The organism is Shewanella sp. Pdp11 (assembly GCF_002838165.1).
Classification (GTDB): Bacteria; Pseudomonadota; Gammaproteobacteria; order Enterobacterales; family Shewanellaceae; genus Shewanella; species Shewanella hafniensis.
Genome location: NZ_CP015194.1, coordinates 1,577,577 through 1,603,001 on the forward strand (window position 1 = coordinate 1,577,577; position 25,425 = coordinate 1,603,001).

Consider the following 25,425-nt stretch of genomic DNA (forward strand, 5'->3'; position numbering starts at 1 on the left):
CCATTAAGGTTCTGTAGCTTTGATTAAACCGCCTACGGGCGGTTTTTTATTGGTTGAAAGATTAGAACACTCGTTTACTTGGCGTTTTAGCGGCTTCATGGCATGTTATGGCTGAGCATTTTTAATTGGAAAACATGATGATAACTATACGAAAAGCGACGAAAGCTGATGCTCAGGTCTGCTGGGATATCCGTAATGCAGCTATTAATAAAGGCTGCGCCGGATTTTATGATGCGGGCGATCTGGTGATTTGGACCGAGGGCGAACTGACCGAGCAATTTAGTCGTATCGTCGATGCACATTTTTATGTGGCAGAGTTGTCCTCTGACGAGTCGCAGCTTAAGACTGTGGTCGGCACGGCCATGTTGGATGAACCCTATGCTCAGATAGAGGCGCTGTTTGTTTCCCCCGATGCTATGGGGCTTGGTGTCGGTAAAGCGCTACTGCAATTTATTGAAGCCATGGCTTTTAATCAGGGGATAGCCCAACTCAGATTAGAATCAACTTTAAATGCGGTGGATTTCTATCGCCACTGTGGTTTTGGTGGTGAAGGTTTAGAAGAGGAATCCATCTACTGCTCGCCTAGAGGCATAGCCTTAGAGTGCAGGGTGATGTATAAAAATCTAGGGCGGCCTTTGGCTTGCTAGGGCGCCGCAAAAAACGCTGCTAGAATCTAGGGCGTTGCTTTGCAACTGCTAGAACCTATTTTCTGAGAGGTTGCTGACATACTCAAGGAAATCAACAGATCAAGCATGGATGTGGAATTAACTCTGAAGATTTAAAAGTTGCTGACATACCCGAGGGAATCAACAGATCAAGCATGGATGTGGAATTAACTGTTCATAAGAGGTTGCTGACATACTCGAGGGAATCAACAGATCAAGATGGGGGAATTAACTCCCAAGAGTATGCCAACTATCGTTCTTTCGCCTGAAATCCCGATGCCGATAAGATTAGCGCTAATGGCTTAAATCAAACTTAATCTATTGCAAAAAAAGACTTTATTTCCTTAGCCTTTAGTTAAATTCGCCCCCCATTCGCAAAGTTTTAGTTTGCTTCTGGAGTATTGAGTTGCTGGCGTTTTTCCATCAAATCTTTAATCAAAGGCGTGAGGATAAGCTCCATCGCCAGCGACATTTTACCGCCGGGCACGACTAAGGTGTTGACCCGTGACATAAATGAACCTTGGATCATATTGAGGTAATAGGGGAAGTCGACGTTATTGATGCCGCGAAAGCGGATCACTACAAAGCTCTCGTCTAAGCTCGGAATATCTTTGGCGCTAAAGGGGTTAGAAGTATCGACCGTTGGCACTCGCTGAAAGTTAATATGAGTGCGGGAGAACTGCGGCGTCATGTGCTTAATATAGTCATCCATGCTGCGCACAATTGACCCCATGACTTTTTCACGGCTATGGCCGCGCTCCGAAGTGTCACGGATAATTTTTTGGATCCACTCTAAGTTGACTATCGGTACCATGCCGATCAGCAAGTCCACATGCTGGGCGACATTGGCATCACCAGTCACCACGCCGCCATGCAGGCCTTCGTAGTAGAGCATGTCGGTATTTTCAGGTAGTGGTCGCCATTGGGTAAAAGTGCCGGGCATCTGGTTAAAAGGCACGGCCTCATCGAAGGTATGTAAATAGCTGCGGGTTTCACCTTGGCCTGTGGTGCTGTAGTCGCGAAAGCATTGTTCCAAGCGGGCAAAGTTATTGGCCTCTGGGCCAAAATAACTGAGGTTGCGGTTTTCAGCTTGGGATTTGCGGATCATGACTTCCATCTCCGCGCGGGTAAAATGATGAAAGCTGTCGCCTTCGACAAAGGCGGCGTTGATCCCGAGTTGGCGAAAAATATGGCTAAAGGCAGTCGTGGTGGTGGTAGTTCCCGCACCTGATGAGCCTGTAACTGCAATAATGGGATGTTTTGCTGACATTTTTTCTACCTAGCTAGGAACCAAAAGAGCCGCTTATGGGGAAGCGATAAAAACGCGAGTACTATTTATACGGTACAGAGGTAGGGCTGGTCAATCTTGCTGCTGTGCTATTTGATCCGCCGAGCGTATCGCGAAGGACTCATCGTCTTCACTGTATTCTAATTTCAGCTTACCTTGTTTAAGTGCTTGTTGACATTGAACTATCGCCTGAGCCAGTTCCTGTTCATCGAGACTGGCAAAGCTGCCATCCTCCACCTGACTGAGAAGATACTCGCGGATCAAATTGGCGAGCGTTTCCTTTGGGAGTTGTAACAGGGCTTCATAGGGAATGAGCATCGGTGCTTCCTTGGATAGTATTGTCGCCGTTGATTGGGTCTGCGCTATGTGAGTCAACACTTTGATCGCCTGATAAAAAGTGCAAAATCCGTCGTTCAAGATAGAAGCGTGGTTTCCAAGGTGTACCGCCTTCGATAAAGCCGACATGGCCGCCATAGGGGTGCAGTTCGTATTCCACATAACCCGACAGTTGGTTTGTCTTTGGGATCACTTCATCGGTCATAAAGGGATCGTCTTTGGCATGCATGATAAGCGTCGGTTTAGTTATGCGGCTGACAAAAGGTAAGCCACTGGCACGCGTATAGTAATCGTCGACGCCGTCAAAGCCATGCAAAGGCGCTGTGACTTTATCGTCAAAATCATAGAAGGTATTTAAACGATCGACCTGCAACTGGCTCAGCGGCATAGAGAGGGCTAAGTCGGGATCGTTTAATTTATGGCTGATTTTTTGCTGTAACTGTTTGATTAAATAGCTTTGATATACTTTTGAAAAACCATTTTCTAAGCGTTTAGCGCAGGCCGATAATTGCAGCGGCGCCGACACTACCACAGCGCGGGCGAGTAAACTGTCATCCTGATATTCGCCCTGATACTTAGTCAGCACATTGCCGCCTAAACTGTAACCTACGGCTAATAAGGGCGATTGCGGATACGCGCTTTTCAGTGTCGATAGACTAAACTGTAAATCGTCCGTGTCACCACTGTGATAACTGCGCGCGAGGCGATTGGCCTCACCCGAACAACTTCTGTGATGGTGCACCACGGCTGCGAGTTGCTGTCCTTTGCAGGCTTGCAGTATCCGTCTTGCATAATGGGACTGAGCGCTGCCTTCTAAGCCGTGGATGATCACCACTATCGGTTTGCCAGACTGCGGAACATCCTGCCAATCTAAATCGATGAAATCGCCATCGGGTAACTCTAAGCGCTGCCGCTGTAATGCTGGTTTGGCCACTTTAGTGAATACGGGTAAAATCGTTTGTACATGGGGGCTCTTGGCCCACCAAGGTGGCATAAAAGAATTTGGCATGGATGTTTATCTTGGTATCGGCTATTGCTGAAAATTAAAACGTGTGTTTAATTTATACCCAAGCGACCTCAAAATGCTGAAATTCTTATTCTGAAGTCGCTTAGATATAAACGCGTGGGCAGTGTAGCACAATTGTTTTTTATGCTGATATTTAGGCCGACATTTAGATTGATATTTAGGAGATAGAGATGAAGCGACGAACCTTTTTGATGGGCGCGTTTGCCGGTACGGCGGCGTTAGCCTTAGGGGTCAATCTTTATTCTCCTGAGTTTAGTGTGCCAGAAGACAGCGAAAGCAAAGATTATCGCTTGTTGTTTAGCGTACTGTTACCTGTGATGCTCGACGGGGCTTTACCCGATGTGGCAACCCACAAGCTCGCGGCGCAAAATCGCACTTTAGATGCGATCAAACAGTCAATTACTGTGTTGCCCGATGAGCAGCAGACCGAGTTATTTGAACTGCTCGATATGCTCGAAAATCGCCTCGGCTTACTCGTACTGACCTCAAGTATGACACCGTTATTGATGCGCTCGCCAGCCGAGTTAACCGACATGCTAGAAACCTGGCGCCACAGTTATTTTGCGCTATTACAAACGGCTTATCTCGGGTTGCGGGAATTAGTGATGGCCAGTTACTACGCTTGCCCTGAACACTGGAGTCGCCTGCATTATGCCAAACCTGAACTGTTCAACTAGCTCGCCCGTTTGTAACCGAATCAAACGCCCAATAATAAGCATCTTACCCGCGACAGTGGAGCACTCAAGTTGGCAATCATAGATCCTATAGTGAATGGTTTAAACTCTGGTTGGTTGCACACTGATGCGAGCCAATTGCAAGCAAACCAACAGTTTGAAGCCGATGTGATTATTGTCGGCACAGGTGCTGGCGGCGGTGTGGCGGCCGAAATCCTCACCCAAGCAGGGCTGAGCGTGATCATGATTGAGGCGGGACCGCTAAAATCCTCCAGCGATTTTAATATGGAAGAGCGGGTCGCTTACCCCAACTTGTATCAACAAGCTGCGGCGATGAAAACCGCCGACAAGGCGATTGGGATTTTTCAAGGCCGCGCAGTCGGTGGCTCAACCACAGTTAACTGGACCACTTCTATTCGCACACCGACCGAGGCGCTAGCTTTTTGGGCGCAACATAAGTCGGTTGCTGGGCTTAATCGCGAAAGCTTAGACCCTTGGTTTGAACAGATGGAGCAGCGGCTCAACATTCATGAATGGAACTATGAGCCTAACCGTAATAATGCCGCCCTGAAGCAAGGTTGTATCAATCTTGGCTGGGAATACACAGTGATTAAACGCAATGTGGCGGGCTGTTGGAATACTGGCTATTGCGGCATGGGTTGTCCGGTCAATGCGAAGCAATCTATGTTAGTCACCACCATTCCCTCGGCACTTGAGAAAGGCGCGCAGCTGATCAGTCGCGCTAAAGTGACTAAAATTGAGCACCATAATGGTCAAGTCTTTGCGTTAAAGGCGCAGGCGCTAGATGTGAATTTACGACCCACTGACGTTGAGCTGTTATTTAAGGCCAAACATTATATTTTGAGTGCGGGCGCTATCCATACGCCGACGATTTTGATGCGCTCGCAGGTGCCCGATCCCCACAAGCTTTTGGGCAAACGCACTTTTTTACATCCGACTTTGTTATCCGGTGGCGTGTTTGCCGATTCGATAAACGGCCATAGCGGCGCGCCGCAATCTATCTATTCCGATGAATTTGTGTGGAAGAATGACGCCGATGGTGAGCTGGGCTATAAACTCGAAGTGCCGCCAGTGCACCCGATTTTAATCGCCTCTAAAACTTTAGGATATGGCGCGAGTCATGCCGAGTTGATGGCGCAGTTCAATCAGTTGCAAGTGACTATTGCCTTAATCCGCGATGGTTATCATCCCGACAGTCAAGGCGGTGAAGTACACTTAACGGATAAGGGCTTTGCTTTAGATTATCCGTTGACCGATGCTTTTTGGCGGGCCGCGAGACGCGCTTTTGCTAGTATGGCGGAGTTACAATTCTCGGCGGGCGCCTTAAAAGTGTTGCCGATCAGCGATGGTATGCCTTACTTATCCTCGTGGAAAGACGCCAAAGAGAGCATTGCGCAGATGTCACTCGCGCCACTGCGCACTATCGTTGCATCGGCCCATGTGATGGGCGGTTGTCCCTTCGGCGAAGATGAAAAGCTTTCTATGGTCAACAGTTATGGTCAGTCGCACTATTTAGAGAATTTATCTGTAATGGATGGTTCTATCTTCCCGACCAGCCTTGGCGCTAACCCGCAGCTGTCGATTTATGGCATCACGGCACGTAATGCCACCGCACTCGCACAGAAGCTCACTGACGGTAAAGCCTGATGTTATCTTATCAAAATGCAGCTTAGCTTGATAAAGCTTGATGGGGTGTGAATGTCTGAAAACATATTACGGGAAGGTGGCTGCTTGTGCGGGGCGATTCGTTATCAGATTGAAGGTGAACCCTTTGATGCGGATTATTGCCACTGCCGTTCGTGCCAAAAAAGCACGGGATCTGCATTTGGGGCTTGGATGGACTTCAAGATAACGCAAGTTATTTGGCTTAAAGGTCAGGTGACTGAGTTCGCATCGTCCGAGCTTATTCGCCGTGGATTTTGTGATAAATGCGGTACATCATTAACTTACCGACATCTTCAATATCCCGATTACTCGACCTTGAGCATAGCGAGTCTGGACGACGCTAACCAAGTTCAGCCCAAGTACCATATTTACACTGAGAGTCAGCTGAACTGGTTGGTGATTGAGGATAACTGTCAACGCTATCCACAAGCACGCAGCCGTTAGCGATTTGATGATCACTGAGTTGATTTGATCGAGCTAATTTTGCGGTGCTTGATTTAACGTGATTTGTTTGGATTAGATCAGGGGGCGATTAAGCCGATTTCGTTGGCGTCAATGTCACTGAGTCCAAACAGGCTTAAGTAGCTCACGAGATTTGTTGCTTGGCCGCTTGGGCTGAGTTCATTGAGTTTATTCAAGATGGTTCGCTGCGCTTTACGTTCCATCATCAGCTCAACGGCGAGCATCTGCTGATACTCTTGCTCATTCAGGCTGGACTTAGCGAGTTTACGTAATTTGCGGTAGGGCATGAGAAATCTTTCATCCCATCCACTCACGGCGCTCATCAGCGTTTGCCATTGTTTTGTGCTGTATTGCTGCGGCCCAGACACATCCATAGTGATATCTAAATATTGTGCCAGTAGCAGTAGATTGACGTTCACCTGACAGCTATTTTGCAATTCGAGGCAGAGCGCTTTGTTTTGCGCATAGCTCATATCACACCATTGCCAGAGTTGACTGTCGAACTGGGTTAAAACCGCCATACTATTTCCTTGTATTGCCGCTGCTACTGACTTTTATTTAAAAGAATGCTGGAGTTATTGTTGCTCCATGACCTCAAGTTCCATTGCATCTATCTCTTCTTGCAACTCGAGCCATTGCATTTCACTGTCTTCTAAGGTTTGCGTCAAGCTCGTTCGCTCGGTTAGTACCGAGGTCAGCTTGGCTTTGTTATCTTGATCATACAATTCGCTATCGGCCAGCAAGTGTTCAAGCTCGGCGAGGCGTTCGCTCAGCTTTTGCTGTTCGGTTTCTAACTTAGTTTGTTTACGCTTGAGCGGCGATACCTTTTGGCGGATCTCTGCTTCGAGGCGTTTTTGCTGCTTTTTATCAGCGGCAGGTTTGATCTCGTCACTGGTGCTGTTTTGATTCGAGTTGGCTTTCGCCGCATCGAGCAACCATTGGTGATAATCGTCTAAGTCACCGTCGAAGGCGCGCACTTCACCTTGATCCACCAGATAATAATCACTACAGGTTAAACGCAGTAAATGCCTATCATGCGAGACGACAACCATAGCACCTTCAAAGGTTTGCAATGCCATCGTTAGGGCGTGGCGCATCTCTAAGTCTAAATGGTTGGTGGGTTCATCGAGCAGCAATAGGTTAGGGCGTTGCCACACTAATAGCGCCAACACTAAACGGGCTTTCTCGCCGCCGGAAAAGGGTCGCACAGGTGAGAGCGCCATATCGCCGTTAAAACCAAAACCGCCTAAGAAGTTACGCAACTCTTGTTCGCGGGCATTGGGCGCAAGACGCACTAAATGCTGCATAGGCGTATCGTCGAGGCGTAAAAATTCGATTTGATGCTGAGCAAAGTAACCAATATTGACGCCAGGATTAGGTTCATACAAACCTGTCATTGGCGATAATTGACCTGATAACAGCTTGATTAATGTCGATTTACCTGCGCCGTTACGGCCGAGTAAACCAATGCGCGCACCCGGCACTAAGTTTAAATGCACCTTGCTCAGGATTGGCTTATCGCCATAGCCTATTGCGACTTGCTCCATCTTAATCAGCGGATTGGGTAGGGCTTCAGGAGCCCGAAACTCCATATAAAATGGGCTGTCGGCTTGAGACGGCAACAACTCAGTCATGCGCTCTAATGCCTTTAAGCGGCTCTGCGCTTGTTTGGCTTTACTTGCCTTGTAACGGAAACGGTCAACGAAGGACTGCATATGCGCACGTTCTTTTTGTTGACGCTCGAAGGCAACCTGTTGCTGCGACATACGTTCGGCACGAATGCGCTCAAAGGCACTGTAATTGCCTTTGTAGAAATTGAGTTTTTGATTTTCAACGTGGACGATTTCATCAACGATTTCATCGATAAAGTCCCTATCATGGCTGATTAAAATCAGCGTGCCTTGATAGGACTTAATCCAACCTTCGAGCCAATACATTGTATCTAAGTCTAAGTGGTTGGTCGGTTCGTCGAGGAGCAATAAGTCAGAGCGGCACAGTAGCGCTTGGGCTAAGTTGAGGCGCATACGCCAACCGCCCGAAAAGCTTTTCACCGGATTGCTTTGCTCGGCTTCACTAAAGCCCAGACCCGCTAACAATGAACCCGCGCGCGAATGAATCGCATAACCACCGATAGCGTCGATTTTGCCGTGTAAGAGTGCGATGGCATTGCCGTCGTTATCTTCTTGGGCCTTGTGTAATAGGGCTTCTAATTGACGATATTCGCTATCGCCATCGATCACATATTCCAGTGCCGAGACGTCGAGCGCAGGGGTTTCTTGGGCCACAGTGGCAATTTGCCAGCCAGAAGGCAGACTAAATTCACCTTTATCTAGGCTTAAGTGACCTAAAATTAATGCGAGCAGTGAAGATTTGCCTGTGCCGTTAGCACCGACTAAACCGACCTTATGGCCGGGATAAATCGTGAGAGAGGTCTCATCTAGCAGGGTTTTGCTGCCACGGATTAATTGCGCTTGGTTGATGCTGATCATTGACTACAACTTGGTTAGAACGTGAATTCGTCAGGGCACAGATAATAGCGTACAACCCAGTTTCAAACCACAGCCTGACCCGATAACTAGGACAATTATTCGACTTTTCAGGACGATCTTGAGCGAATCGCATCACATTGGCTTAAGGCCTCATACTTTCAGGTAACACTGGCATTCAATCATCAGTGTGGCAAAATAGCGCCAATTTCTTCGGCCGAGTCCCTTGGCCCTGCTATCTGGTCCTTTATCTATTATGACAAACACTAAAATCAAAAAGCGTTTCGTAGCCGGTGCTAAGTGCCCAAAATGCAGCGCCAAAGACAGCATTTTACTCTACAAGGAAAACGGCATCGAAACCGTTGAATGCACAGAGTGTGACTACCGTGAACAGCAAACCGATGAAAAGGTGACAGAAAAAGCCACCGGTGCTGTGATCGGCGTGTTTAAGCCGGATTAGGTTGAAGATTCAATTCAAGTGAGAATCTGAATGTGACCATATTTTCGGTCACATTCTAAAGCTTGGCTAACCATTCAAGATAACGGTATCGTCAGTTGTGCAGCATGAATTGTCATTGTTTCCTCAGTGACTCGCCGCCCTTTAATTTAAAAAGTATCCCTATAGGCTCGATGGTAATATCTGTGTCGTCAACTTTCACTGGTGCAATAATGCCAATCTTGGGAATGTTCTCTATATCTCAGCCTGTCCTAAAAAGCTCATGCCCCAAAGCAAGATAACTTTGTCGTCAGGTGGTTGGATGAATTGTCATTGCTTCCCCAGTGACTCGCCGTAAATATATCCCTATAGGCTCGACGGCGACATCCATGTCGCCAACGGTCACTGTTGCAACAATGCCAATCTTAACTAACCCTATCGATGTTCGTTTAGCTAAAAAGCTATTGCCTCAACGGCTCAAAGATTAGTCCTTTGTTGTCTGATAGCTAGAGATACAAAAAGTAATAGATACTAAAAAGTAAGACCTGACCGTGAGGGATTGCAAACACCGTTACAGTGAACCAGACTTGCCTAGTCTGATTCACGGGGTAAAAATCACTTCTTATTCACTTTGGTTTTGCAAAGTTTTAAGTACTAAACAGTGCTCATCTGTTTGGTTATTTTAAGCAACACAACAAACTTTGCCTTACTTTGTATCAATTACAATTTTTAGGATATCATACTGATTGCTTTTACAAAAAAGTTACATTTAATACTAAACAAATAAGAAAGACTGTTTCAAGGCCTGCTTCAACTGCGGCGCTCACAAGTTAGCGCGCATGCGGTGGGTAGGAGCTATAGCTTACCTCTTAAGCAAATGTTATACCCTACAGAAAACTAAAAGGTGTTAAACCAAATGAATGAAGTTGCCATTATTTTTGTTCAAAATAGTCACATAATTTTTATTATATGGCTGATCAGTACCTTGATTGCCACATATATAGGCGTGCAAAGGGGTTTTCCGTTTCTCGCTTTTATTAACGGGATAGCTTTAGGTCCGCTAGGGCTTCTTTTCGTATTGATTCAAGATAATCATAACCGCAAAGCTTGCCAGTTTTGTGCAGAAAAAATATTAAAAGAAGCTAAAGTCTGCCCGCACTGCCAGCGAGATGTTAATGAATAATAACTTAAAATTTGAAGTAATAGTTTTGTCACATACTGGTCGAGAGTGATTTTACATCTATAGATGTAATGGGCACATTGGCCCCTTAATCATCGCATTAAATTGAAATGCGATGAGTCTATTGAGCGGGTAAGGTTTTTTATTGAAAATAAGTAGGTTAGTATTTTGTGCTTTTCATCGGTTTTAACCCAAAATTTTGCTCGTGAATAACTCTAGGACAGTCTGATTCACGCGCCAATACCCGTCTGTTTGCGTTGGCTTCGGGTTAACCCGCAACCCCCTTTGTGTCTCACAAATAGATTAATGAGCTACCATACAAGATCTCATCTATAAACTAAGGTGATAGATAAAACTTGGAAGTATGTCAACAAGTCTGCGGTCCAGATAAACGTTTCAAAGGCAATCGCGAATTGCCAATAGCTCTTTACGAAGATATTAACTTCACAAGCGATACTGGATTAAATGAGCGAATTGAAATATCAAGAGTAGGCTTAGGAGTCAGTTTCTCAAACGCTATTAGTATGTTGGCAAAAAGTATCTAACAATTGCTTAAACTATGCCCACAAAATGGCTTCGCTTTGTCGTTCTGCTTTTAGAGGGTTGCAACACTAAGAGTTAATCCATAGACATTTTAATCCTAATATTAGGAATCTAGCTCGCTTTCTCCCAAAGCGATTCATGTATACAATCTTGGAGTTTTGCGCTGAATTCTGATTATGAGAACAAGTAATGGATTATGAAAAATTTATATTACCTTTAATTGGGGTGCTTCTTGGGTGGGCTTTAACAACCCTTAGCGCCAATTTAAAAGACATGTCTGATCGAAAAAAATTGATCGGAAACCTCCTGACAAAACTAATCAGGGTACAAAGACAGTTAGCCACCGTAATATTGGCGACTGAAAAAATGAAAGACTATAAAGGAGACTGGACTGAGTATGAGTCCATCAGAAAAGGCATAATCAATCGTCATTTTCTTGAGCCAGAATCAGTTAGGGAAGATTTTAAGAAATCTATTGATGACATAGCTCCTATTTTTCCTGTGCTGGCGATTGATTTAGAAGATCTGTATGGGGTCATTCTTAAATCTAAGAGTGCTTCCATGGCCTCACATTCTGACAATAAAGATAAATATCTCAGAATGCTATCTATGCATGAGGTTCAACTCGACTGTATAAATAAAGAACTTTTAAAGTCTATAGAAAAAATCGCACTTAAACATGGTTTTACGACTTATATTCAAGTGTGTTATGTCGGCTATGTCCGGGCAAGGAAAAAGAAAAACTCTGATGAATTTACAACTAAATTTATCAGTGATCTTATAGAATAGATGAGATTGATTTCTATCCAAAAATAAGCCTGTGAATCACTCTACACCAGACTGATTCACGTCAGCCGCTAAACCCCGTCCTATTGCCCTGTTTGCGGCTATTCTGGGGCGGTTTTTTCCCTTAAGATGAATCAAATCTCTAGAGAACTGATTCATGTTCCTGTTACGCCCATTCTGACTAGTTATATCAAGCGTTGATTGGTTTGTAGTCGAAAGAGGCGTTATTAATAGAATAGCTAATCCGAATCTGGCTAATATAGAGATAAATTATCTGACAAGGTTATGCTCCATTTTTAGATGACAAAACAGTTGTATCGGGTGTGAGAATTGCCATTGGGGCATCAGTGACCGTTGGCGACATGGATGTCGCCGTCGAGCCCTCATGGAAGAGTTTACGGCGTGTCACTGGGGAGATAATGGCAATTACCTCTGAACCAGTGATCAAACGTTATTCAGTTTTTCTTTCAAAACGCTTAAGTGATCAGTCTCGTTTAGGCTAGCTAGAACGCCTTGTGCTCAATCTTCAACCATTCTACTTTTTCGAAAAATCCAAGCGTGATTTCGCGTTATTCTTTTGTAAACTTCCTTGTTATTCTGCTTCCATCAGCAAAGCGTTTGCGTCTTGTGTTAGCCGTACGGTCTTGGCGTTTCACGTATCGCTTTGCTCAACCGATAGGAGAACAGCAATGAAAGTATTAAGTCAGTTTTCCGCCAAAGCCGCGATGGATGGCGATGGGGTCAATATTCGCCGTGTCGCCGATTTTGTGACGACTAAATTTGATCCTTTCTTGATGATCGACGAAATAAAATCCGATGATGAACAAGATTTTATTGGCGGCTTCCCCGCACATCCCCATCGCGGGATGGAGACCTTCACTTACATTCGTAAGGGCGGTTTTGAGCATCGCGACCAAATGGGTAATGTGAAGGCGATTCGTGCCGGCGATGTGCAGTGGATGAGTACCGGGTTCGGTGTAGTGCACTCTGAAATGCCGCTGGCCGATGCTGTCGATGGTCTGCATGGATTCCAAATTTGGGTCAACATGCCCGCCAAAGACAAGCTGCGTCCAGCGAAGTATCAAGATACTGCGGGTAGCGCGAGCGTTGAAGTGGCCAATGACACGGGTGCTAGCTTAAAAGCCTTAGCGGGTGATTGGGGCTTTAAAGATCAACCGCTGATTAGTGCGGCTATCCAAGGATTGGCGGGCGAAGCTGCCATTGCTGATTTGAGCCTAGCGCCAAATGCTGAGGCCAAGTTGGATTTGTCTCAACACGAGTTTGTCGCCTTGTACTTGTACCAAGGTGACTTATATAAAAGCGATTCGAGTAAAGGCGAAGATTCGCAGTGGTCATCTGCTTCAAATCAACATCATCAGGGCGAGTTTTTAGTGATCGATAGCCAAAGTGTGCTTATGCTTAAAGCCGATGAGCGCGGCGCTGGGATGTTACTGTTTGCGGGGAAACCTATCCGTGAAAAAATCGTCCAGATGGGTCCATTTGTAATGAACACCCAAGCGGAAATTCAGCAGGCGATTCGCGATTATCAAGAAGGGCGTTTCGGCCAAATCGCGTAATTTGTTAAATCAGCCGCGCTGAGCGAATTCTAAACCCAAACCTAAATCTAAGTTAGCCCTAAGCCCTGTATTCCTACAGGGCTTTTTGTTGCTGTTCACTCCAGCTATGTCTATTGCTTAAGGACTTGAGGCAAAAGCTGCGCTTTGTTGCTACAATAGCCGTGCTTTTGGGTTGAGCGAGCATAGCGCTTTATTCTTAACTCAAGCTAGCCAGAATCTTGATAGACCAGTTAAATCGATAAGTAACGCAATTTCAGTAACCTAGCAGCCGCTTCGTTACCCACCACAGGATATTCACCTTGAGCAACTCTGATACTAAGCCTAATCCATCAATGGCTTTTTCGACTCTTAAGCTAAAACCCGAACTGCTTGAGAACCTTTCTTCTATGGGCTACAACGAGATGACGCCAATTCAGGCGCAAAGTTTGCCACCCATTTTAGCGGGGCAGGATGTGATAGGTCAGGGTAAAACTGGCTCGGGTAAAACGGCCGCCTTCGGCTTAGGATTACTGAACAAGTTAGACGTTAAACGCTTTCGCATTCAAACCTTAGTGTTATGCCCAACCCGCGAGTTGGCCGACCAAGTGGCGCAGGAAATCCGTACCCTTGCCCGTGGTATTCATAACGTTAAAGTACTGACACTTTGCGGCGGCGTGCCTATGGGGCCGCAGGTTGGCTCGCTGGAACACGGCGCGCACATTATTGTGGGTACGCCGGGTCGTATCGTCGATCACTTAGATCGCAATCGCTTAGATTTAAGCAATCTCAACATGTTAGTGCTCGATGAAGCCGATCGCATGTTAGAAATGGGTTTCCAACCCGCCCTCGATGCGATTATCGAACAAGCGCCACGTGAGCGTCAGACGCTGCTATTCAGCGCGACGTTCCCAGAGCAAATTCAATCGATTGCTAAGCAAATCATGTATGACCCAAGCATGGTTAAAGTGGAAGGTAATCACGACAGTTTAAGCATAGCCCAGCATTTTTATCGCTTAGACGATGACAAGGCGCGTATGCAAGCGCTGCAATTATTGTTGTTAGAACATAAGCCTGAAAGCGCAGTAGTGTTTTGTAACACGAAACGCGAAACCCAAAAAGTGGCCGATGAGCTTGAAGGTTTAGGCTTTAGCGTATTGGCCCTGCACGGTGATTTAGAGCAAAGAGACAGGGACGAAACCCTGCTGCAATTTGCTAACAAGAGTGCCTGCGTATTGGTGGCGACCGACGTTGCCGCCCGTGGTTTAGATATCGATGCGCTGGATGCCGTGTTTAACTATCACGTCGCCTACGACACCGAAGTGCACATTCACCGTATCGGTCGTACTGGCCGTGCGGGCAGTAAAGGCGCCGCTTATACCTTCTATAACGACCAAGACGGTTACAAGATTGCCTTGTTAGAAGAGTATTTAGAGCGCGAAATTACCAGCGAATCACTGCCATCTGAAAGCCTGCTCGGCAACACGCCTGCAGCGCCAACCATGATCACTTTGCAGATCGATGGCGGTAAGAAAGAAAAACTGCGTCCAGGGGATATCTTAGGCGCGCTGACGGGCGAAAACGGTATCGAAGGCTCGCAGGTGGGTAAAATCCAAGTGACCGATTACCGCGCCTATGTGGCCGTTAATCGTAAGGTTGCCAAGAAAGCGCTGAACAAAATTACTGGCGGCCGCATTAAAGGGAAATCTTACCGCGCTTGGCCAATGAAGTAAGCTTGGCTTAGCTTGAGTTGAATCGTACCTCGATTTAATTCGCTCTATTTTTAAAGGGAATAAACTCAAGTTTATTCCCTTTTTTATTGGGTGATTAATGCAGTGACTGAGTCTGTTTGTTTTGTAAATGTTAATTCTGGCGGGGGTTAAGTAACACTTTGTATTTGTCTGCTGAATTGATATGCCCCTCAGCTTGCCTGTGGTAGAAGTGATTCAGGGTAAAAATAAATGAGCAGATTAACGACTTTGTCAGGTGCTAAGGCCTGCATCGGTTTGGAGTATTTATGTTTCGATGGACTATTTTACTAAGCCTCTTTTTGAGCGCAACGAGCGCTGCATCAATTCAGCCAGAGTTGCAGCTAGAGTCACAGCCAGCGTCTCAACCGTTACAACACTTCATTTATATTAATCATCGTGAGGAAAACGGAGAAAACATTCGTGCCGACAAGGCGCTGCGCGATCCCCGTTTTGGCGGTGCGCAGATTGTTTATACTTGGCGCAGTTTAGAGCCTAAGCTGGGCGAATATGATTTCAGCGCGATTAGGGCCGATATTGCGTATCTCGATTCGATAGGCAAAAAATTGTGGATCCAGTTGCAAGAGAAATCCTTTACGCCGAGGTTTAACGTGCCTCAGTATTTGCTCGATGCTCCGATTTATCAAGGCGGTGTGTTGAAGCAAAGCATGCTGAGCGCGCCAGAGCGTGATCCTAATAAACCTGTGACGGATGATGAGTATGGCTGGTCTGCCAAAATGTGGGAGCCTGCAGTACGTGCGCGTTATCAGCAATTGGTGCGCCAGCTAGGTCAAGAGTTTGATGGGAAAATTGCGGGCATTAACTTTAGTGAAAGCTCAATTGATGTGGGGACTGAAAACGCCGATGGAACAACGACGTTCCCCAGTGATTTTAATCCTAAAGCCTATATCGATGCGATTGGCGAAAACATGCAAGTATTAGCTGAGTCATTTCAGCATTCAACCGCTATGGTGTATTTGAACTTTTACCAGACGAATGGCTGCCATGGAATGACAAAGGCTATATGCGAGGTTTGTTTGCGCAAGCCAAAGCGCTCAATATGGGGGTAGGTGGCCCAGATTTAATGCCATATCGTAAAAGCCACATGGCACAAAGTTATGCTTTTATTAAAGAATATCCAGCGGCATTAGTAAAAGGCATGGCGGTGCAAGACGGTAATTTGCGGCAGATTAATCCCAAAACAGGTAAAAAGAATACTGTGCCTGACTTGCTGGATTTTGCACAAAACTACCTAGGGCTAGACTATATTTTTTGGGTTGAAGATGAACCCTATTTTACGGATGAAGTCCTGCAGCAGTTGCCCGATATTAAGGCGAATTAACCTAGGTTGCTGTTTAAAGTTTTTTTTAGGCTGTTGTTTAAAGTAGCGATTGTTCAAGCGAGTTATTGATCAATGTGTGGATAATGCGCTAAGCATCAATAAATAAAGACAAACAAAAACGCCCAATTCCTGACGGAGTTGGGCGTTTTTTTAGGGCTTAATGCGGCTAAATCGCCAAGCGAGTTGGCTCAGCGGGTGCATTAATCCTGTGAATGTCTTGGACGACTCGCACCGTGATTTGGGCGACGGGTGTTTTTCTTTGGGCCATTGGCGTAAGGATTCTCACCTGCTTGGCCACGATTTTCGCCAGCACCTGAACGGCTTTCACTTGGACGACTAGCGCCTGCGTTATTAGCTCGACCATCGTTTGAACGTGGTGGACGTGGTTTGGCATCGGCGCTGTGTCTTGGATTTTTGTCGTTTGGCTTGTGGCCGCGCGCGACGTCACCGCTGCGTTGACCATCTTTATGCTCGGCGCTTCTTGGGGTGCCATCGCGTGAGCTAGGTTGGTTTGAGCTGCGGGTATTTCTACGGCTTGGTACTGATTTACCGCTGCTTTTTCCGCCGCCACCTAAACGTGACTCAGGCAATACATGGTTAAAGCCTTCAACCATTTCTCGGTCTAATACGCGATTGATCAAGCGCTCGATATCGTTCAGCAGTTTGATTTCTTCGTTGCTCACCAGTGACACGGCTTGACCCGATGCGCCAGCGCGGCCAGTACGGCCGATGCGGTGCACATAATCTTCTGGCACGTTCGGTAAGTCGAAGTTAACCACTTGTGGCAATTGGTCAATGTCCAAACCACGGGCGGCGATATCGGTCGCAACCAGTACGCGAGCTTGGCCATTTTTAAAGTCGGCCAAGGCTTTAGTTCGCGCTGTTTGGCTCTTGTTACCGTGGATAGCTGCGGCTTTAATGCCCGCATCTTCAAGGCTTTTCGCCAGACGGTTAGCGCCATGTTTAGTGCGCGAGAATACCAGCACTTGTTGCCAATCGTTTTGCTTGATGAGTTGGATCAAGAGTGCCGATTTCTGGCTCTTATCGACTGGGCAAACCCATTGTTTTACTGTGGTCGCCGCCGCGTTACGTGGCGTAACCGAAATTTCGACCGGATTATTCACTAAGCCTTTTGCCAGTTCACGAATTTCATCGGAGAAGGTGGCTGAGAACATCAGGTTTTGGCGTTGCTTAGGTAAAATGGCCAAAATCTTACGGATATCGCGGATAAAGCCCATGTCGAGCATGCGGTCGGCTTCATCTAACACTAAGATCTCAAGCTGGCTGAATTTTACCGCTTTTTGATTATATAGATCCATCAATCGACCCGGCGTCGCGACTAATACGTCGACACCGTGGCGCAATTTCGCGATTTGTGGATTGATGGGCACACCACCAAATATTACCGCTGAGCGTAGTGGTAAATTCTTACCATAGGTTTCAACACTTTCTGCAACCTGAGCTGCCAATTCGCGTGTCGGAGTTAACACTAATGCGCGCACTTGGCCTGCTTGGGCACGGTTACCTTTACTCAGGAGTTCGAGCATAGGTAGGGTGAAACCTGCTGTTTTACCTGTTCCTGTTTGGGCGGCCGCCATCACATCTTTGCCTTGAAGCACAGCTGGAATGGCTTGAGCTTGGATTGGCGAAGGTGTGTCGTAGCCTTGTTCGGCAACGGCTTTAAGTATCGGGGCCGATAAGCCCAGGGAGGTAAAACTCATAGATTGGTCTCTTGTGGCAACGCTTTGCTGCATTTATGGTCAATAGCCAGGTCTGCTGGCGGGCGTGCAGCTTACAGGATCGGGGGCCTAAGTGCCATCGAATAAAGACTTTTGCGGCGGGTTTCATTCATATTGGCACATAAATCGCTTGTCAGCGGCTTTAACTCAGTCTCGCTTATCTTTTAGGCGCAAGTTTCCTCAGCCGAGTTTGAGCTTATTGAGGGTGAAACGGCATCCTGCAAAGTATCGTTTTGTTTTGCGAGAGGCTTTGGGGGCGCACTTTTACTATGATTTTAGTGTGCGGTTGAGTCTAATGGATTCTCCAAATGTACAGTATGGTTATCAGGCTGATTCAATCAGCTAAACAGGCCGGTATAAAGTTAACTCGTCGACTCTTTTTATCCAAAATTAGAGTGAGTTAGCGCTAGATCACGCTAGATTAATTTGAGTGGTATAAACTCAAGGCGATAGGAGTAGAATTCATCAATATCTATTCTCTGCATGCTTGCGATGAGTCTCGTGTTTATTTTAGGATGAGCCAACGCGGGAAACGGTTAAACGCCTCTCATTTATAGGTGGATTATGACAGCGATACAGCATATTGAACGCCTTGCTCGAGGACGCAGTGAACAGGCCGTCGCTGTGATTAAAAATGTGCAGCAGATGTCGAACATCCCCATGCATGAGATGCAACTCGCCCTCAAACAATTGCTCAACTGCGGCCGAATTGCGCTGCATTTTCACCCCGATAGAATCGACAGCCGTGGTATGACAGTAGCCGAAGGTTTGCTGCGCGATGGTCAATACCGCAGTCAGTTTGAGACCCATATTTCCAACGGTCAGTTATCCCCTGAGTTAGGTGGCCCAAGGGATCACTGGGAAAATCAGCTGTTTGGTGATGTGTATAAGGGCACTAAATCTCGGCCTAAATATGGCGCACTCGATCTAGGCATGTGGCAGGACGGCCCCGCGCCGCGTTTTGGTAGCTGCTATTTGCTGACTCACGCCAGCGTGATGGCACGTTCAAGCTTTTGTTATCTCGACTCGTACCGCCATCCGAAAGAAAAGGGCACACTGTCATGTTTCGATGATGTGTTAGCGGCGCTGCTGACCGAGAGTTTTGAGCGTCACTATGCCTTAGGCAAATCTGACTTTAAGCCGCTAAATGTGATTCATTATTTGGGACATCAGCTCAATGCTTCCTTGCTGTCACGTTTCGAGCGGCCGTTATCGAATAATCTCGATCATTATATCGAGGCGCAGATCCACGGTGATGTTTCCCTCGATGAAGATATCGCCATGCTGGTGGCCGATCCAAGTTTTAAAGGCACTGATATTGGCGCCAGCTTAAGTAAAATTTGCGACAGATATGATATAGAGCTGCAATATCATGATGGTTTTAGCCTACATACGGCGCAGATCCCGAGCGATTTTCGCGGGCCAACTATGCCATCGCTGGCTAATCGTATCGCCATAGAAGACAGAGTCGATGCCCATGCCATAGGTGTGGCCGCGCGGGATTTATATCATTCACCCCAGCATTGGCGCGACCGCGGTAACCGTGCCCAAGTCGCCCACGAACTTAAGTTACTTTGGCATGTGTTAGTGAAATACGGCGCAGTGCAGTGAGGGTTAAGTTTTTAAAAATCGTTTGGCTGTAAAATGTGACGCTAAAAAAACAGCGAGATAACCTCAGGTTAGCTCGCTGTTTTTCTATAGATATCTTATCGTTAAGGTCGTCTAGCAACCTGTGTCGACTTTTTTATAAGTGGGGACGCCCGTTGTCTCCCATTTATAGTCGATATAACAATTTGTCGCTTCGACTTGCGCTTGAGTCGGCGTGTCAAGATTCAGTTTTTGCTTCGGTGTGGCAATGACTTGGTAGGTGCCGCCAGTAGTATGGATTCGATAGGACCATTCATCGACATTGAGCCCTGCAGCCTTAAAGATCTCTGGCGGCGTAGTGTAATCGGCGCTTGGGGCTGTACCGCTGGCACTGGCTGCCCAAGGTTGGTAGTTTTCGCCACGGATCCCGTCGTAAACGACTCGATTGGTGGTGCCGCTGTTAGCAATTTCCGACTTAGCTTTAAACAAGGTGACGGCGGATTTCATCGAAGCCTGTGCACCAGATAGCTGACTCTTATAGGCATCTGATTGTATATTAATGAATTTAGGCGCAGCAACTACGGCCAATACACCTAGAATAATTATGACCACAACGAGTTCAATCAGGGTAAAACCGGCATGTTTATTTGGCATAGGTAGAAGATAATTAATACAAAGAGGTTCATGCTACCTAAGTTTCCCCAAACAGGCTAGTGCTAGGGAAAGTTCCGTTAACTCAGGGATTTGTTTATCTTTAGCTCGTTTTTGTGAGTCCGCTAGCAAAAGTCTGTGATAGGGTTTCATCTGTTTTAGATGCCTGCGATACTGCGCCCCTATCGGAACTTTTTAGCCGTTGCAAGCCCCGTAAACTGAGTCGTTATCGATAGCCGATCCTCGCTACGAGTCGCTTAATTGTTTTCTTGTTGGAGCACCATGGATAAGTCGTTAGAAAAATCCCTGCTTGTTTGGCTTAAAGCCCAGAAAAAAGCCTGTGGCTTGTTCCTTAAATTGTCGTTATGGCTTGGGATGATAAGCGCCGTTGCTATGGTGGCGCAGGCTTATATTATCGCGACGATTCTCGATGGCGTGATCATGGGGCGGCAAGTCATGCCGCTCACTGACAATGTCCAGATGGTCAGTTCCAGCGTGAGTATTGATACCTATACACCTCATTTTATTGCGTTAATTGCCTTGATGTTACTGCGTGCCTTGCTGGCTTATGGACGTGAACGCGCCAGTTTTGAGGCGGGTAAGCGTCTACGTGGTCATATCCGCGCGGCAGTAATGGACAAGTTGACTAAGCTAGGTCCGGCGTTTATTAAAGGTAAACCCGCAGGCAGTTGGGCTAGCATAGTGTTAGAGCAAGTCGAAGATTTACAAGACTTTTATGCCAGATACCTTCCGCAAATCAGTCTTGCTGCTTTTATTCCCATCCTCATTTTAGCGGCGGTATTCCCGATTAACTGGGCGGCAGGCTTAATCCTGTTACTCACTGCGCCGTTAATCCCTATGTTTATGATCTTAGTTGGCATGGGCGCTGCCGATGCCAATCGCAAAAATTTCAGTGCGCTTGCAAGATTAAGCGGCCACTTTATGGATAGATTAAAAGGCTTAAGCACCTTGAAACTCTTCTACCGTGGTGATGCAGAGCTAAGGGTGATCGCGAGTGCTTCAGAAGAGTTTCGTAGCCGCACTATGTCGGTGCTACGCATGGCATTTTTAAGCTCGGCAGTTTTAGAGTTTTTTGCGGCGGTATCGATTGCAGTATTGGCGGTTTATTTTGGTTTCAGTTACTTAGGTCACTTAGATTTTGGCTACTATGGCGCCCATGCCAATATCAGCTCAAGTACAGATCCTCAAATAGTCGGTATTCCATTTAGCCTATTTACTGGGCTGTTTATTCTGATTTTAGCCCCTGAGTTTTATCAACCGCTGCGCGACATGGGGACTCATTACCACGCTAAGGCGCAGGCCGTCGGCGCCGCGGAAGCCTTGATTATCTTGCTCGAACATCCTGAACCTGAGTTTGTCGGCCAAGTGCTTATCAATAGCATAGAAACCCTGAGTGCTGATAATCTTGAAGTGTTTAGTGTTGATGGCACGCGTTTACTCGGCCCGCTGAGTTTTGAATTAAAAGACAATCAACGTTTAGCCTTAGTTGGCCCAAGCGGCGCGGGGAAAACCAGTTTACTCAATGCCTTATTGGGATTTTTACCTTACAAGGGCCATTTGCTGATCAATGGTCATGAGTTATCCGCATTAGATTTAGCCCATTGGCGACAGCATTTAGCTTGGCTGGGCCAAGAACCCCAGTTATTCCACGGCACGGTGCGGGATAACGTAGCTTTAGCCGACCCCACTCTGCCCGATGATAGACTGTGGCACTTGCTGGCAGAGGCCAATATCAGCGACTTCGTTAAGGCGCAGTCACTGGGTTTAGATGCGCCAGTCGGTGAGCAATCTTCCGGTTTATCTGTTGGTCAAGCTCAACGTATTGCCTTAGCAAGGGCGCTTGGGCAGCAGGCGAGTTTGTTTGTCCTCGATGAACCCACAGCCAGTTTAGATAGCCAAAGTGAGCAGGCGGTTAGTTCTGCGTTAAATCGGGCCATGGCGGGTAAGATGTGCATTATGGTGACCCATAGATTAGATCAGTTAGATCAAATGGATACTATTCTTGTGCTCGATAAAGGCTTGATAGTACAGCGGGGCAACTTTACCACTTTGTCTAACACAAACGGCTTATTCCAAACTTTACTGCGTGAAAATGTTGAGTCCGTGGCGGATATTGAACTTGTATCGTTATCGGTCAGCGGCAGTGATGTGCAGCTTGATTGTGGCGCTCTACTCGACAGTGCCGCCGAGCCCACTAAAGGAGAGGCCCAATGAAAGTGCTAATCCCCTTTATTCGATTATTCTCACGCCAATGGCTGATGATGTCCGTGGGCTTGCTGCTAACCATTATTACCTTAATGGCTGGCATAGGTTTACTGTCACTGTCGGGCTGGTTTCTTTCTGCTACCGCGGTCGCGGGTTTGACGATAGTTACGGCCCAGTCCTTTAACTTTTTTACTCCTGCGGGCGGCGTGCGTTTCTTATCCATTGCCCGTACTGCCAGTCGTTATGGCGAGCGTTTAGCGACCCATGAGGCGACCTTTAAGTTGCTGACTGAGCTTCGCGTTTGGGCGTGGCGTAAACTCTTGCCGCTCAGTGCTAAAAATCTGCAGGGGCTACGCCGTGGCGACATGCTCAATCGCTTAGTGGCCGATATCGATACCCTAGATCATCTATATCTGCGACTGCTCACGCCTATGGCGGCATCACTGCTGATGACTGGGCTCTTGTATCTGTTTCTTGCTTGGTTCGATGCCAAGTTGGCCCTGAGTCTCTGCCTATTTTTAGTCGCCGTTTGGCTGGTGATGCCACTGCTATTTTATCGCCTTGGACACGCGCCGAGCCGAACTATGCTCGAAACCAAGCGCCATTATCGGGTGCAATTATTGGATATGTTGCAAGGCCAAGCCGAACTCAGCCTATTTGGCGCCAACGACAGATTCAGGCAAAAACTGAATGATGCGCAAACAGAGCTGTTTCGCAGCCAAAGTGCGATGGCCAATATCACAGCGCTCAGCCAAGCCATGTTGATCCTCGCAACCGGCTCAGCCTTGATCATGATGCTGTATTTAGCCGCTCAAGGCGTGGGTGATGCTGTGCCGCCAGGCCCAATGTTTGCGCTTATGGTGTTTGCCACTATGGCCTGCGTTGAGATGATGATGCCGATTGCGGGCGCGTTTCAGCATTTGTCTGGCTGTGTATTGGCGGCGACACGGATTAACGAAATCACCGAACAAGAGGCCGATATTCAATTTGTTACCGATATCGGCCTTAAGGCAAAATCTGGCGCATTGCAGATTGAAGATATCCACTTTGGTTATCGAGACGATCAACACGTGCTGCAAGGCTTGTCCCTTGAGATTAAAGCGGGGCAAAAAGTCGCGCTACTTGGGCCAACGGGTTGCGGTAAGTCGAGCTTACTGGCGCTGATTACCCGCGAATGGCAAGCCCAGCAAGGGCACATCAAGCTCGATGGTCTTCCTCTTTCAGATTACAGCGAGCGCGGCCTTAGGGATGCGATAACTGTGATTAGCCAACGCATCTATCTGTTTGCGGGCACCTTGCGGGAAAATTTAGTATTAGCGCTACCTGTTATCGAAGGTGAGAAACGCACGGCCCACGACGCGCGCTTGATTGATGTGTTACAGCGGGTTGGACTTGGCGCTTTACTCACGGGTGATAAACCGCTGGATATGTGGATTGGTGAAGGTGGACGTCAGCTTTCGGGTGGCGAGCAGCGCCGAATCGGGGTTGCAAGAGCGCTGCTGCGTGATGCGCCGCTGCTATTGCTCGATGAGCCAACCGAAGGGCTTGATAAACGCACCGAGCGAGAGATTTTAAGTTTACTATTTGAATTTGCTCAGGATAAAACCTTGCTGATGATTAGCCATCGTTTAACTGCTATGGCGAAGATGGATCACATTCATCTACTCGGTCAGGGTAAGATTATTGTGTCTGGCACTCACCAGAGCTTAATTGAAGACAGTGCAGAGTATCAGGCCTTATACCAAAGACTCGCTTAAGCCTCCTGTATTCAAGCCTTTAACGTTCAAGTCTCTGACGTTCAATATGATAAATAGCGATATTTTTTACCCATTAAAAGCGGATATAAATCGATGAACTCTGCGATGCCCGAAGCGTTAGCCCCACAAATTAATGCTCATTTTAATGGTCAATTTGAGGTCGAGCTTAAATACCGCTTATTGGATCGCCACGCTTTTTTCGCTGCCTTACAAATGAGAAATCCCGAGGTCATGCTCGAAGATAACCTTGAGCATGACTGTTACTTTGATCTGCCATCACCGTCACTTAAAGGTGAGCACAAGAGCTTGTGTATCCGTGAGATGCAGCCATCGGGGATTATGCTGTGGATAGTGAAAGGGCCAGAAAAAGACCGCTGTGAAGCCGTGAATATCACCGAAGCGACCAAGGCAAAAAGTATGCTGCAGACCTTAGGTTATGAGTGCGTATTGGAAATTAAAAAGCGCCGCAGCATCTATTTTCTGGATGAATTTCATCTAACAATTGATCATATAGAAGGTTTAGGGGATTTTGCTGAACTCGCGATTATGACCAATGATGAAACCCTGTTGCCTAAGTATGAAGTTCAATTGCAACAACTCGCTGCCGATTTGGGCTTAAGTGAAACGCAGCGGGAGTGGTTATCCTATCGGCAGTTGCAGCAGGCTTTAAATAATAAGTAATGGTTCAATCTTTTGGATTAACAGCTTGAGGCTTAATAGCTTAAAATTTCATCGCTTAAGTTTAATGGCTTGCACCGCTAAATTCGGCTAACCAATCCCTCGCAACAAACCGGAATGGCTTAGTTCAAATCCCTTTGAGTTTTACTGTCCATGTTGTATTCATAGGTTGTTTTCATTCGTTATCGACGGCTTAAACTTAAGCCTTGTCATTAAACTTAAGCATCACCTTTAAAATTCAAGCTACTTTCAAAAACTTAGACTCAAAATTAAAATCAAACGATTTAAGCAGCGGTTACCCCGCTTTACTTGCCATGACTTGCCTAATGCGTTTTAGCCTAAGCGTTGTGAAAAGGCGAGATAGCGTTTCACTTCCGCTTCAGGGAATTTTAATTCGTCACCTTCTTGAACACTCGAGAGTAAATTCTCCCGAGCGAAACGTTTGATGGTCGCAGGTGTTTTATCTAACATTTTGCACACTTCATCTAAGGTTAATAAGTTATCGCTCATAGCACTCTCCCAGTATTTCAATAGAAACATAACCCAAAGAGTATAGAACAATAATTTCAACCCAG

The 25,425-nt window shown here is 46.7% G+C and carries 23 protein-coding genes; 15 read left to right on the plus strand and 8 right to left on the minus strand.

The genetic code is table 11. The features are described from left to right. Positions 1-137 precede the first annotated feature (137 nt). Complete coding sequence (locus AYJ58_RS07020) at positions 138-647, plus strand: GNAT family N-acetyltransferase (RefSeq protein ID WP_198555674.1); 510 nt, start codon at positions 138-140, stop codon at positions 645-647. 400 nt (positions 648-1,047) lie between these two features. Here AYJ58_RS07020 and AYJ58_RS07025 read toward each other — a convergent pair whose 3' ends face one another. The 3 genes from AYJ58_RS07025 to AYJ58_RS07035 all read right to left on the minus strand — a co-directional run bounded on the left by AYJ58_RS07025 (position 1,048) and on the right by AYJ58_RS07035 (position 3,298). Then, a complete protein-coding gene (locus AYJ58_RS07025) occupies positions 1,048-1,935 on the minus strand; it encodes a phosphoribulokinase (protein WP_011847692.1) in 888 nt (295 codons plus the stop codon). A gap of 90 nt (positions 1,936-2,025) precedes the next feature. Beyond that, positions 2,026-2,271: a YheU family protein gene (locus tag AYJ58_RS07030; protein WP_106649545.1), complete on the minus strand. Its 246-nt coding sequence runs from the start codon at positions 2,269-2,271 to the stop codon at positions 2,026-2,028. Next, positions 2,255-3,298 carry a hydrolase gene (locus AYJ58_RS07035; RefSeq protein ID WP_106649546.1) on the minus strand — a complete coding sequence of 348 codons (1,044 nt, stop codon included), beginning with the start codon at positions 3,296-3,298 and terminating at the stop codon, positions 2,255-2,257. Before AYJ58_RS07035 ends, AYJ58_RS07030 begins: the two co-directional genes overlap by 17 nt. A 188-nt stretch (positions 3,299-3,486) precedes the next feature. On the opposite strand from AYJ58_RS07035, the gene AYJ58_RS07040 reads away from it, so the two are divergent. The 3 genes from AYJ58_RS07040 to AYJ58_RS07050 all read left to right on the plus strand — a co-directional run bounded on the left by AYJ58_RS07040 (position 3,487) and on the right by AYJ58_RS07050 (position 6,120). Continuing rightward, positions 3,487-3,993, plus strand: coding sequence for a TAT leader-containing periplasmic protein (locus AYJ58_RS07040; RefSeq protein WP_106649547.1), 507 nt, complete (start codon positions 3,487-3,489; stop codon positions 3,991-3,993). Positions 3,994-4,062: 69 nt separating this feature from the next. Then, positions 4,063-5,658: a GMC family oxidoreductase gene (locus AYJ58_RS07045; protein ID WP_106649548.1), complete on the plus strand. Its 1,596-nt coding sequence runs from the start codon at positions 4,063-4,065 to the stop codon at positions 5,656-5,658. A gap of 51 nt (positions 5,659-5,709) precedes the next feature. Further along, entirely contained in the window at positions 5,710-6,120 is a 411-nt protein-coding gene (locus AYJ58_RS07050) for a GFA family protein (RefSeq protein ID WP_106649549.1), read from the plus strand. Between the two features lie 77 nt (positions 6,121-6,197). Here AYJ58_RS07050 and AYJ58_RS07055 read toward each other — a convergent pair whose 3' ends face one another. Then, positions 6,198-6,659 carry a TIGR02444 family protein gene (locus AYJ58_RS07055; RefSeq protein ID WP_106649550.1) on the minus strand — a complete coding sequence of 154 codons (462 nt, stop codon included), beginning with the start codon at positions 6,657-6,659 and terminating at the stop codon, positions 6,198-6,200. Positions 6,660-6,713: 54 nt separating this feature from the next. Further along, entirely contained in the window at positions 6,714-8,627 is a 1,914-nt protein-coding gene (locus AYJ58_RS07060) for an ABC transporter ATP-binding protein (RefSeq protein ID WP_106649551.1), read from the minus strand. 253 nt (positions 8,628-8,880) lie between these two features. Here AYJ58_RS07060 and AYJ58_RS07065 point away from each other — a divergent pair, with 253 nt between their 5' ends. The 7 genes from AYJ58_RS07065 (at position 8,881) to AYJ58_RS22015 (ending at position 16,212) form a co-directional block, all read left to right on the plus strand. Continuing rightward, on the plus strand, positions 8,881-9,084 hold the full coding sequence (locus AYJ58_RS07065; RefSeq protein WP_012088350.1) for a YheV family putative zinc ribbon protein: 204 nt from the start codon (positions 8,881-8,883) through the stop codon (positions 9,082-9,084). A gap of 892 nt (positions 9,085-9,976) precedes the next feature. Further along, a complete protein-coding gene (locus AYJ58_RS07075) occupies positions 9,977-10,243 on the plus strand; it encodes a hypothetical protein (RefSeq protein WP_106649552.1) in 267 nt (88 codons plus the stop codon). Positions 10,244-10,972: 729 nt separating this feature from the next. Next, positions 10,973-11,572, plus strand: a complete 600-nt coding sequence (locus AYJ58_RS07080) for a hypothetical protein (protein ID WP_106649553.1) — start codon at positions 10,973-10,975, stop codon at positions 11,570-11,572. 686 nt (positions 11,573-12,258) lie between these two features. After that, on the plus strand, positions 12,259-13,146 hold the full coding sequence (locus AYJ58_RS07090) for a pirin family protein (protein WP_106649554.1): 888 nt from the start codon (positions 12,259-12,261) through the stop codon (positions 13,144-13,146). Between the two features lie 332 nt (positions 13,147-13,478). Beyond that, positions 13,479-14,855 carry an ATP-dependent RNA helicase DbpA gene (dbpA, locus tag AYJ58_RS07095; protein WP_106651764.1) on the plus strand — a complete coding sequence of 459 codons (1,377 nt, stop codon included), beginning with the start codon at positions 13,479-13,481 and terminating at the stop codon, positions 14,853-14,855. A 284-nt stretch (positions 14,856-15,139) separates the two neighbouring features. After that, a complete protein-coding gene (locus AYJ58_RS07100; RefSeq protein ID WP_232790871.1) occupies positions 15,140-15,940 on the plus strand; it encodes a hypothetical protein in 801 nt (266 codons plus the stop codon). 14 nt (positions 15,941-15,954) lie between these two features. Next, on the plus strand, positions 15,955-16,212 hold the full coding sequence (locus AYJ58_RS22015) for a hypothetical protein (protein WP_232790872.1): 258 nt from the start codon (positions 15,955-15,957) through the stop codon (positions 16,210-16,212). A gap of 200 nt (positions 16,213-16,412) precedes the next feature. On the opposite strand, the gene AYJ58_RS07105 is transcribed toward AYJ58_RS22015, so the two are convergent. Then, positions 16,413-17,933: a DEAD/DEAH box helicase gene (locus tag AYJ58_RS07105; RefSeq protein ID WP_106649555.1), complete on the minus strand. Its 1,521-nt coding sequence runs from the start codon at positions 17,931-17,933 to the stop codon at positions 16,413-16,415. Between the two features lie 582 nt (positions 17,934-18,515). On the opposite strand from AYJ58_RS07105, the gene AYJ58_RS07110 reads away from it, so the two are divergent. Next, a complete protein-coding gene (locus AYJ58_RS07110; protein ID WP_106649556.1) occupies positions 18,516-19,562 on the plus strand; it encodes a DUF3626 domain-containing protein in 1,047 nt (348 codons plus the stop codon). A gap of 111 nt (positions 19,563-19,673) precedes the next feature. Here the strand turns inward: AYJ58_RS07110 and AYJ58_RS07115 are convergent, their stop codons facing one another. Next, entirely contained in the window at positions 19,674-20,192 is a 519-nt protein-coding gene (locus AYJ58_RS07115; protein ID WP_106649557.1) for a type II secretion system protein, read from the minus strand. Between the two features lie 279 nt (positions 20,193-20,471). Here AYJ58_RS07115 and cydD point away from each other — a divergent pair, with 279 nt between their 5' ends. From cydD to cyaB, 3 genes are all read left to right on the plus strand, one after another. Then, on the plus strand, positions 20,472-22,424 hold the full coding sequence (gene cydD / locus AYJ58_RS07120) for a heme ABC transporter permease/ATP-binding protein CydD (RefSeq protein WP_106649558.1): 1,953 nt from the start codon (positions 20,472-20,474) through the stop codon (positions 22,422-22,424). Further along, positions 22,421-24,172, plus strand: coding sequence for a heme ABC transporter ATP-binding protein/permease CydC (cydC, locus tag AYJ58_RS07125; RefSeq protein WP_106649559.1), 1,752 nt, complete (start codon positions 22,421-22,423; stop codon positions 24,170-24,172). The genes cydD and cydC overlap by 4 nt, the downstream gene beginning before the upstream one ends. Before the next feature lie 93 nt (positions 24,173-24,265). Then, complete coding sequence (gene cyaB / locus AYJ58_RS07130; protein ID WP_106649560.1) at positions 24,266-24,853, plus strand: class IV adenylate cyclase; 588 nt, start codon at positions 24,266-24,268, stop codon at positions 24,851-24,853. Positions 24,854-25,183: 330 nt separating this feature from the next. Here cyaB and AYJ58_RS07135 read toward each other — a convergent pair whose 3' ends face one another. Then, a complete protein-coding gene (locus AYJ58_RS07135; RefSeq protein WP_063883827.1) occupies positions 25,184-25,360 on the minus strand; it encodes a helix-turn-helix domain-containing protein in 177 nt (58 codons plus the stop codon). Positions 25,361-25,425 lie beyond the last annotated feature (65 nt).

Excerpts from the sequence above, each read along its gene's own strand:
- AYJ58_RS07020 (WP_198555674.1), top strand. The coding sequence starts at position 138 with ATGATAACTATACGAAAAGCGACGAAAGCTGATGCTCAGGTCTGCTGG.
- AYJ58_RS07025 (WP_011847692.1), bottom strand. The coding sequence starts at position 1,935 with ATGTCAGCAAAACATCCCATTATTGCAGTTACAGGCTCATCAGGTGCG.
- AYJ58_RS07030 (WP_106649545.1), bottom strand. The coding sequence starts at position 2,271 with ATGCTCATTCCCTATGAAGCCCTGTTACAACTCCCAAAGGAAACGCTC.
- AYJ58_RS07035 (WP_106649546.1), bottom strand. The coding sequence starts at position 3,298 with ATGCCAAATTCTTTTATGCCACCTTGGTGGGCCAAGAGCCCCCATGTA.
- AYJ58_RS07040 (WP_106649547.1), top strand. The coding sequence starts at position 3,487 with ATGAAGCGACGAACCTTTTTGATGGGCGCGTTTGCCGGTACGGCGGCG.
- AYJ58_RS07050 (WP_106649549.1), top strand. The coding sequence starts at position 5,710 with ATGTCTGAAAACATATTACGGGAAGGTGGCTGCTTGTGCGGGGCGATT.
- AYJ58_RS07055 (WP_106649550.1), bottom strand. The coding sequence starts at position 6,659 with ATGGCGGTTTTAACCCAGTTCGACAGTCAACTCTGGCAATGGTGTGAT.
- AYJ58_RS07060 (WP_106649551.1), bottom strand. The coding sequence starts at position 8,627 with ATGATCAGCATCAACCAAGCGCAATTAATCCGTGGCAGCAAAACCCTG.
- AYJ58_RS07065 (WP_012088350.1), top strand. The coding sequence starts at position 8,881 with ATGACAAACACTAAAATCAAAAAGCGTTTCGTAGCCGGTGCTAAGTGC.
- AYJ58_RS07075 (WP_106649552.1), top strand. The coding sequence starts at position 9,977 with ATGAATGAAGTTGCCATTATTTTTGTTCAAAATAGTCACATAATTTTT.
- AYJ58_RS07080 (WP_106649553.1), top strand. The coding sequence starts at position 10,973 with ATGGATTATGAAAAATTTATATTACCTTTAATTGGGGTGCTTCTTGGG.
- AYJ58_RS07090 (WP_106649554.1), top strand. The coding sequence starts at position 12,259 with ATGAAAGTATTAAGTCAGTTTTCCGCCAAAGCCGCGATGGATGGCGAT.
- dbpA (WP_106651764.1), top strand. The coding sequence starts at position 13,479 with ATGGCTTTTTCGACTCTTAAGCTAAAACCCGAACTGCTTGAGAACCTT.
- AYJ58_RS07100 (WP_232790871.1), top strand. The coding sequence starts at position 15,140 with ATGTTTCGATGGACTATTTTACTAAGCCTCTTTTTGAGCGCAACGAGC.
- AYJ58_RS22015 (WP_232790872.1), top strand. The coding sequence starts at position 15,955 with ATGCCATATCGTAAAAGCCACATGGCACAAAGTTATGCTTTTATTAAA.
- AYJ58_RS07105 (WP_106649555.1), bottom strand. The coding sequence starts at position 17,933 with ATGAGTTTTACCTCCCTGGGCTTATCGGCCCCGATACTTAAAGCCGTT.
- AYJ58_RS07110 (WP_106649556.1), top strand. The coding sequence starts at position 18,516 with ATGACAGCGATACAGCATATTGAACGCCTTGCTCGAGGACGCAGTGAA.
- AYJ58_RS07115 (WP_106649557.1), bottom strand. The coding sequence starts at position 20,192 with ATGCCAAATAAACATGCCGGTTTTACCCTGATTGAACTCGTTGTGGTC.
- cydD (WP_106649558.1), top strand. The coding sequence starts at position 20,472 with ATGGATAAGTCGTTAGAAAAATCCCTGCTTGTTTGGCTTAAAGCCCAG.
- cydC (WP_106649559.1), top strand. The coding sequence starts at position 22,421 with ATGAAAGTGCTAATCCCCTTTATTCGATTATTCTCACGCCAATGGCTG.
- cyaB (WP_106649560.1), top strand. The coding sequence starts at position 24,266 with ATGAACTCTGCGATGCCCGAAGCGTTAGCCCCACAAATTAATGCTCAT.
- AYJ58_RS07135 (WP_063883827.1), bottom strand. The coding sequence starts at position 25,360 with ATGAGCGATAACTTATTAACCTTAGATGAAGTGTGCAAAATGTTAGAT.